Annotated in this window: 6 protein-coding genes; 4 read left to right on the plus strand and 2 right to left on the minus strand. The window is 68.1% G+C overall.

Annotated elements, in window-relative coordinates; genetic code table 11:
• Positions 1-111: 111 nt before the first annotated feature.
• Positions 112-2175, plus strand: coding sequence for a DUF1015 family protein (locus tag ACGFNP_RS46240; RefSeq protein WP_393329349.1), 2064 nt, complete (start codon positions 112-114; stop codon positions 2173-2175).
• 180 nt (positions 2176-2355) lie between these two features.
• On the opposite strand, the gene ACGFNP_RS46245 is transcribed toward ACGFNP_RS46240, so the two are convergent.
• Positions 2356-2901, minus strand: a complete 546-nt coding sequence (locus tag ACGFNP_RS46245; protein WP_393329351.1) for a single-stranded DNA-binding protein — start codon at positions 2899-2901, stop codon at positions 2356-2358.
• 108 nt (positions 2902-3009) lie between these two features.
• On the opposite strand from ACGFNP_RS46245, the gene ACGFNP_RS46250 reads away from it, so the two are divergent.
• Positions 3010-3936, plus strand: coding sequence for an MBL fold metallo-hydrolase (locus tag ACGFNP_RS46250; RefSeq protein ID WP_358342779.1), 927 nt, complete (start codon positions 3010-3012; stop codon positions 3934-3936).
• A 103-nt stretch (positions 3937-4039) separates the two neighbouring features.
• On the opposite strand, the gene ACGFNP_RS46255 is transcribed toward ACGFNP_RS46250, so the two are convergent.
• Complete coding sequence (locus tag ACGFNP_RS46255; protein ID WP_393329353.1) at positions 4040-5254, minus strand: hypothetical protein; 1215 nt, start codon at positions 5252-5254, stop codon at positions 4040-4042.
• Between ACGFNP_RS46255 and ACGFNP_RS46260 the strand changes: the two genes are divergently transcribed.
• Together ACGFNP_RS46260 and ACGFNP_RS46265 are read left to right on the plus strand one after the other, a co-directional pair.
• Positions 5204-7282: a hypothetical protein gene (locus ACGFNP_RS46260; protein WP_393329355.1), complete on the plus strand. Its 2079-nt coding sequence runs from the start codon at positions 5204-5206 to the stop codon at positions 7280-7282. The genes ACGFNP_RS46255 and ACGFNP_RS46260 overlap by 51 nt on opposite strands.
• A 171-nt stretch (positions 7283-7453) precedes the next feature.
• A complete protein-coding gene (locus ACGFNP_RS46265) occupies positions 7454-8191 on the plus strand; it encodes an SAM-dependent methyltransferase (protein WP_393329356.1) in 738 nt (245 codons plus the stop codon).
• Positions 8192-8664 lie beyond the last annotated feature (473 nt).

Below are 8664 nucleotides of genomic sequence, written 5' to 3' on the forward strand. Positions count from 1 at the left end.
TCCTTCATCGGCTGACAAGGGTTCGGTGGAATTCGCCGCGGAATCAGGCATCGCTAGGTGGTTTGGGGGCGACTTCCGGAAGACCCGGACACTTATGGGAGCATGCCCGGTATGGGGAATCCTGAACTGCCGGTGCCCGATGGACTGCTCCTACGCCCCTTCCGCGGCGTCCGCTTCACGGTCGACGATCCCGCCAAGGTGACCTCCCCGCCCTACGACCTGATTGCCGACGGCGACGTTCGCACTCTTCTGGATGCTCATCCCAACAACGTCGTCCGCCTCATCCTTCCCTGCTCAGCGGCACTCAAGTCCCCCGAAGAGCACCCACCGCACCCCAGCACGACATCAAGCGTCACTCCAGACGACGCCACCCCCATCGCAGGGACAGACGACAAACCATCTGTTTCCACACCGGGCAGCCTGGCCGAGAGCACCCATCAGAGCGCGCCCGATAACGCAGTCGGCACCCGCCAGCCCCAAGACTCCATGGCCACGCACGACGCCTCCGGAATCGCGGCCGACGATCACGACAACAATCCGTCCCGGATCCCGGCCGGTCACCGCCCCGGCGGAACGCCCGACAACCCAGCCGCCAGCCAGCACAGCGGCCCACCGGAAGCCACCGAACAGCCGGAAGGAGCCACCGAACAGCTCCACGACGGCGAACGCCCCAGCGACGAACGACATGGTCCGGCCGACGGGGACACAGCGGCCCAGCCATATGGCGACACGCCCGGCACCTCAGCGGACGAGCGCTATGGCGTAGCCCGCGACACCCTCCTCGCCTGGCTGGACGCGAAAGTGCTGGTCCCTGACGAGCAACCGGCCCTGTACGTGTACGAGCAGCACGGACCGGGCGTCCTCCAGCGCGGCCTCATCGGAGACGTCGCCCTCTCGGACCCGGCTCGGCGCATCATCCTCCCCCACGAAGACATCTTCCCCGGCCCCGTCGCCGACCGGCTCGCCCTCATGAGCACCACCCAGGCCAACCTCGAACCCATCTTCCTCCTCTACGACGGCGACCGAGGCACGACCACCCGGCTGGTGGATCACGTGGCCGCGACACGCAAACCTCTGGTGACGGCCCGCACGGAAGACGGTCTGTACCACCGCCTCTGGGCGATCACGGATCCGGCGGAGATCGACGCCGTCAACACCGACCTCCGAACCCGCCAAGCCCTCATAGCCGACGGCCACCATAGGTACGCGACATACCGGGTCCTGCAACGCCAAGAGCACGCGGCCCGCGCCGGCCAAGCCCCCGGCTCATGGCCCCTGCTCACAACACCCACACCCGCCGCACCGCAGCCTCCCGGCCCCCCATCACCGGACACACAGCCGCATCCAGACACGGAACCAGAGCCGAAGTCCACGCCAAGACACGGCACTCAGCCCAACGCCGCACCAACCCAGGCTCCGCCGTCCCAGGGTCCGACAACCCACGAGCCGACAGCCCAGAACCCAGAGCCCACCACCACACCGACCCAGAACACGGCCTCCGACGGCGGACCTGACCAGGAGCCAGAACCCGCCACCGCCACATCAGCCCACGGGGTTCAGCCCGTAGGACAGCGTGTGCATGGCAGCGAGCAGGGACAATCCGCGTTTGGTCCATGGGACTTCGGGCTGGCGTTGCTCGTGGACTCGACCGCGTACCCACCCGACCTCAAGGCGATCCACCGCGTCATCCCCGGCCTGCCCCTGGCCGAGGCGGCGGCCAGGGCCAAGGGATCGTGGCGCGTCCACGACCATGCCGACCTCGGCCAGGGCCTGGCCGCGCTCGAAGCCGCAGGGGAACCTGCCTTTCTGCTCGCCGGAGAAGGCGGCTATCACCTGCTCACCAACCCCGATCCGGTGCAGCTCGCCCGCGCCATGCCGCCGGACCGCTCCGATCGGTGGAACTCGCTGAACATCTCCATCCTCAGTGAGTTCGTCCTGCCCAAGGTGTGGGGCATGGAGGATGATCAGCAGGCCGTACGGATCGTGCATCATGACCCGGAGGCCGCCCTGCAGCTGGCTCTCGACACAGGTGGCACCGCAGTGATTCTGAAGCCGCTCGCCGTCGACGACGTGCTGGCCATCGCGGCGGGCGGTGAGCGTGTCCCTCGCAAATCAACCTCCTTCGGGCCCAAGCCCATAACGGGCCTCGTGCTTCGCACCTTCGCCACCGGTTGAGGCGAGGCATCGGTCCGGTAGTTCCTCAGTCGGTCTCAAGATCCGCGACCTCTCAAAGCGCAAGGTGATCCCCCCTCGACGCCTCGCGAAGATCGCCAGAAGATTCACCACCCCAGGGGACGTCATTCCCGCTGCGGCAGCCACCCGCCATGAGACACAGGCACGCAGAATGAGCGAGCGCTAGCCAGCTTGGGCCAGGTCGAGGGCTGGGCGTGGAGGTGGGATGGATGCCAGGACGTCGGGCATATCGCGAGCCATCGCGCTTCCGGAAGGCTCGGGGCTTCGTGGCGGTGCCGGGCCTCGCCGGCACTCCTGACCTTCCGGAGGTTCCGGGTTGTTCCCGAGTCGTCGGGTCCGCGAGGGTGGGAAGGGTTTCCGAGGCCTTCGCGACGGCCTCGGCTGTTCCGCTGTGTCAGGTGGGGCTTCCTTGGCCATGCTGACCTCGACTTCATAGCGCCAGATCTTGGCGGCTGTCGGGCCGTAGACATGGCAGCGGAAGGCGCCCTTGATCTCCATGGTGTCGCGAGGTCTGAGGCTGCGGACGAACGCGGCCGCCTCGGGATCGAAGGTCGTGCATGGCACGCTGTCCGTCATCGTTTGACCGTTTCGGTGGTGCGGGCGGCGCACGATCAGGCGCCATTTCGTGAGAATGTCGCCGCTCGGCAGGGGTTTGTCCTCTGGTGCCGCGGACAGCCTTCCCACCAGTACGACCTCGTTGCGATCCACTGTCGTCCTCCCATCGGCGTTCTGGTGAGATCACTCTTTACGATGAGGGGGACGCCGGATTGGCCCGAACGCCATTCTGGGGATAACGGCAGCGGATCGGGAGTGACTGTGGACAACATCACCGCCCTGGGCGGCGACGTCTATGAGATCGACACGAGGATGGCGGGCTATTCGGGCATCACGGCGGGCTACCTGATCCTCGGTGATCGCCCATGTCTGGTCGAGACCGGCACCTCGACCTCCGCGCCCGTGGTCCGCGACGCACTGGCCGCGCTCGGCGTGGGCCCCGATGACCTGGCCACGGTCGTGGTCACGCATATCCATCTGGACCACGCCGGTGGCGCGGGAGACATGGCGAAATTCTTCCCGTCTGCCCAGATCGTGGTGCATGAGAAGGGAGCCAGGCACCTGGCCGATCCTTCAAGATTGATGGCCAGCGCGAGGATGGTGTGGGGCGACCGCCTTGACACGCTTTTCGGTGAACTGTCGCCAACCGAGGCCGACCGCATCGTCGCACTCGGCGACACCGGGTCCATCGACCTGGGCAACGGCAGGACGTTGAACAGCCACTACTCCCCCGGCCACGCCAAGCATCACGTGGGCCTCATCGACTCCGCCACCGGCGATCTGTACGTAGGTGACGCCGTCGGCGTGTACCTGCCGCAGACCGGGGATCTGCGCCCGGCCACCCCGCCTCCGGACTTCGACCTGGAGACGGCGCTCAGCTCGATCGCGCTGTTCGAAGCGCTTGGTCCGCAGCGGCTGCTGTTCAGCCACTATGGACCGGTCGGCGCCGTACAGGAGACGCTCGAACGGTCCGCGGAGGAACTTCGCGTCTGGGTCGATCTCACCCGCCAGGTACACGGGGAGGGCCTGGATCTCGACCACGCCGTCGCCATGGTCAGGGACCGCACGAGGGAGCGGTACCAAGCACTCAGGGCGGACGACCCGACAGCGGAGCAGTTCGAGCTGCTGAGTGGCGCCCCGTCAAACGTCGCGGGCATCTACCACTGGCTCGACCGCGTCTCGCCCTGACTCTCTGGTACGACCTGCGGACCGAAGAACCGGCATGCCGTACCAGGAACCGGCCGCATGACTCCGCCGTACACCTCTGCGAGATGTACGGCGGAGCAGGACGTCAGTCTTCGCGCTTGGAGTCGCGCTTGGGGGCGTCCTCGGCTGGTTCGTCGGGCTGGTCCAGGATGTCGCCGAAGTCGGGCTCGATGAACGCCGGACTGATGCCCAGCGTGATCGGGACCTCCGGCAGACGGGCCTCTGAGGCCGGGCCGTCCGGCTGAGCCGCGCCTGGGCCGTCAAGCAGGTCGCCGGACTCGGGCTCGGCGTCCTCCGGTCCGTCCAGGATGTCGCCGAGCTCGGAGCTTTCGGGAGCGGCCTCCTCAGCGGCGTCCTGCGCAGAAGCGGATTCCACCGGCTCAGGGGCGGATTCCGCCTGGCCGGCGGAACCGTCCTGCTCATCGTCAACGTCTCGCAGGTCGGCGGACCCATCCTGCTCATCGTCGACATCCCGCAGGTCAGCGGACCCGTCCTGGTCATCGACGTCCTGCGGCACAGCCGTGTCATCTCCCTGACCAGCCGTGTCGTCCTGCTGATCCGCAGGTTCGGCGTCGGCTGTCCGACCGTCCGCGGGCTCGAGGTCGTCCAGAAGGTCGCCTGCCTCGGCGAGGGCCGCGTCCTCGTCGAGGTCTTCGTCCACTTCGTCGGCCTGGTCGGCCGTACCCGCGTCCTCGAAGTCGTCCTCGTCGTCGAAGTCCTCTTCGACGTCCTCGATGACCGCGCCCGTCAGCTCGGCGTACCGTTCGGCGGCCTCCGTCTCGCCATCCTCGTCGAAGGCCATCGCCTTGGCGAACCAGTCGGTGGCGGCCTCCTGATGACCCGCGTCGGCCAGCGCGTCGGCGTACGCGAACGCAAGGCGTGCCGACCAGGGCTTCGCCTGCGTGTCACGCAGTTCGGGCAGGCGTTGGAGGGTGATGACGGCGGCGTCGTTCTGGCCGAGATCGCGGCGGGCGCCGGACTCGACGATGGACAGCTCAATGCGTCCCGCCCTGTCGAGGCGTTCGGCTTCGGGTGAACGGACCAGATCGAGGGCGCGTTCCGGACGACCGAGGCCGCGTTCGCAGTCGGCCATGACCGCCAGGTACGCGTCGGAGCCGGTCATCCGCCTCGCCGCGCGCAGGTCACTCAGAGCCTCGGAGAAGTGCCCCGCGCGGTAGGCGACAATGCCCGCCGCCTCACGCACGACACCGATGCGGGCCGCGAACCTGCGGGCCACCTTGGTGTGCTCGTGGGCCCGATCGGGGTCGTCCTCCTCGAGCGCGCGCTCGGCGGCGACCATGTGCCTGCCCACCAACTCGGCGAGGTCGCCGGGGAGAGAACGCAGCTCGTCGCGTACTTCCTTGTCGAGCTCTTCGGCGGTGATGTCGGGCGCGACCTCGGGCAGCGGCTCGCGCTGCGGAGCGTCGTCCTCGGAGCGGCCGAACCTGGCACGGGTGCCGCTGGATCCCCGATCGTCACGAGAGTCACGGGAGAACGGGCGGGAACGGTCGTCGCCGCGCGGGCCCCGATCGTCACGGAAGCCACCCTCGCCACGCGAACCCGCGTAACCGCCCTCGCGACGGGGGCCGCGGTCATCGCGATCGCGGAACGGACGACGGTCGTCGCCACCCGCAGGGCGCGCACCCCGGTCATCACGGAACCCACCTGGGCGCTGCTCGTCACGGTCGCGGAAACCACCACGGTCCCCACCGGCACGCGGACCCCGATCGTCACGGAACCCGCCCTCACGGCGCGGACCGGAATAACCGCCCTCACGACGCGGACCGGCGTAACCACCCTCACGACGGGGGCCGCGGTCATCGCGATCGCGGAACGGACGACGATCGTCGCCACCCGAAGGTCGATCGCCACCCGTGGGACGCGGACCCCGGTCATCGCGGAAGCCACCCTCGCCACGCGAACCCGCGTAACCGCCGCCTTCACGGCGCGGGCCGGCGTAGCCACCCTCACGACGGGGACCACGGTCATCGCGATCGCGGAACGGACGACGATCATCGCCGCCACGCGGACCACGATCAAAGCCCCCCTCGCGACGGGGCCCACGGTCGGCACCGCCCTCAGGACGCGCACCTCGGTCGCCACGGAACCCACCCGGGCGCTGGTCGTCACGATCACGGAAATCACGACGATCCCCGCCACCGTCACGGTCCCGGAAACCACCACGGTCCCCACCGGCACGCGGACCCCGATCATCACGGAACCCGCCCTCACGGCGCGGACCGGAATAACCGCCCTCACGACGGGGGCCGCGGTCGCCACCGAACCCGCCTTCACGGCGCGGACCGGCGTAACCACCCTCACCACGGGGGCCGCGGTCATCGCGATCGCGGAACGGACGACGATCATCGCCACCCTCAGGACGCGAACCCCGGTTGTCGCGGAATCCACCGTCAGCGCGCGGACCGCGGTCGCCGAACGGACGGCGTGGCGCGTCACCTTCGCGACGGGGCCCACGGTCGTCGCGGAAGCCACCCTCACGGCGCGGCCCACGATCGCCACCCTGGTAACCACCCCCGCCACGTGGACCACGGTCGCCACCGAACCCGCCCTCACGACGCGGGCCGGAGTAACCGCCCTCACGACGCGGGCCGGCATAACCGCCTTCACGGCGAGGGCCACGGTCATCGCCGGAACCGCTGTCAGAACGCGGGCCACGATCGTCACGGTCGCGGAACGGCCGACGGTCATCGCCACCGCGTCCGCCCCGGTCATCGCGGAAGCCACCCTCACGGCGCGGCCCACGATCGCCACCCTGGTAACCACCCCCGCCACGTGGACCACGGTCGCCACTGAACCCGCCCTCACGACGGGGACCGCTGTAACCACCCTCACGACGCGGGCCACGGTCATCGCCGGACCCGCCCTCACGACGAGGACCGCTAAAACCGCCTTCACGGCGCGGACCGGCGTAGCCGCCCTCACGACGCGGCCCACGGTCATCACTGGGCGCGCCCTCACGGCGCGGCCCGCGATATCCTCCGCTGTCGCGTCCGGTCCCACGGTCGCTGCGTCCCTGGTATCCGGAACGCTCGCCGCGCCCACGATCCTGCGGCGCGCCACGGTCGCCACCGTCGCGCCGTGCCCCGCGGTCGCCGGAATGCGGCCTGTCATCGGAACGGAACGGACGGTCGCCCCTGGAGTCGCGCTGGTCACGCCCGCGGGAGCCGTACCCGCCGCTCCTGTCGCCGTCCTGGGGGCGCTTGTCTCCGCCGTCCCCCCGTTCGCGCTGTCCGCCGTCCGATCCGTTATCACTGTTCACTTCTGGTCCATTTCGTTGGCTCACTCAGCAGACTCGTGCGTCACATGACGGTCCACCGTGGCAGGGTCGCCGCCCCGTTTTCGGGTCTTACGCGACGAAGGCCACCCGCGGTGGGATGGCCCGGTACTACCAGCCTAGCAAGCCGCAGCACGTCACTGAGCCTGCCCCGGCCCGCATATTCGGTCGCGCCGATTGAACGCTTCGGGAAAACTGCTGGACATGTCGCTCCGCTTCCATGAGATCGCCGAGTCGGGCCATCGCATTCTGAACGCCATCACCGATGAAAAACTGAACCTCATCGGCGAAATCTGCCGCATCAAGCCAGGCACCCGCCAACTGGACCTCGCCTGCGGAAAGGGCGAAATGCTCACCCGCTGGGCCGTCCGTTACGGCTCACACGGGGTAGGCGTGGACATCAGCAAGGTCTTCCTCGAAGCCGCCAGAGAACGCGCCGACGAGCTCGGCGTAGCCGATCAAGTACGCTTCGTCGAGGCGGACGCAGGGACCTACGAGGACGAACCGCACTCGTACGACATCGTCTCGTGCATCGGTGCCACCTGGATCGGCGACGGCCTCACCGGCACGCTCGCCCTCATGCGCCGCCTGCTCCGCCCTGGTGGCCTCGCCCTGGTCGGCGATTGCTACTGGATCACCCCGCCACCGCCCGAAGCCTATGCATCGCTCCAAGTATCGAGCGACCTGTTCACCTCGTTGTCCGGTACGGCCAAGCGCATCGAGGACGCCGGCTACGAGCTGGTGGAAATGGTCATGGCGAACCAAGACACCTGGGACAGGTACGTCGCCTCGCAATGGTGGACGCTGAGCGAATGGCTACGCGAAAATCCCGACGATCCCGAGGCATCGGACTTGCGGCAATTCTTGGACCATGCACGCCGCGCTCATCTCGAGTACGGCAGGCAGTACCTGGGCTGGGGTGTCTTCGTTCTTCGCGGATAAGCGGCTTGATTTCTCGATTTGGTCTCGGGCGCGCCGAAGGACAATAGATACTGCCACATGACTTGTACGACTCTAATCCGCCGGCCTGTACATTTATCACGGTCCCGTACAGGCCGACCTTGTGAGCTTGCAGAGCAGAGCCGGCCCCCGCGCCAGTGCCATTGTCCGGCGTGGCGTGGCGTAGCGGCCGCCCTGTCACGTCACTGCGTCCGGATGACGGTACACGCCCGGACGCGGTGAAGTCCTCCCTGCATGTCCGCCTCTGTACTGGTGGAGACGATGAACGAGAGTACGTGCGCGGTTTACCCGAGCTGGACACACCACTCCAGCAGTTGTAGAGCGGCTGGCCGTAGCCCCCAGCGACGACCTTACCCCCGAAACGCAGAAAGGGCCCCACGCATAAGCATGGAGCCCTTCCCGAACAAAAATTGTCCGGCGGTGACCTACTCTCCCACACCCTCCCGAGTGCAGTA

The sequence above is a fragment of the Nonomuraea sp. NPDC049269 genome (assembly GCF_043197155.1).
In the GTDB taxonomy this organism is placed as follows: domain Bacteria; phylum Actinomycetota; class Actinomycetes; order Streptosporangiales; family Streptosporangiaceae; genus Nonomuraea.

Coding starts and splice junctions, on each gene's coding strand:
- ACGFNP_RS46240 (WP_393329349.1), top strand. CDS start 112: ATGGGGAATCCTGAACTGCCGGTGCCCGATGGACTGCTCCTACGCCCC.
- ACGFNP_RS46255 (WP_393329353.1), bottom strand. CDS start 5,254: ATGGTCGCCGCCGAGCGCGCGCTCGAGGAGGACGACCCCGATCGGGCC.
- ACGFNP_RS46265 (WP_393329356.1), top strand. CDS start 7,454: ATGTCGCTCCGCTTCCATGAGATCGCCGAGTCGGGCCATCGCATTCTG.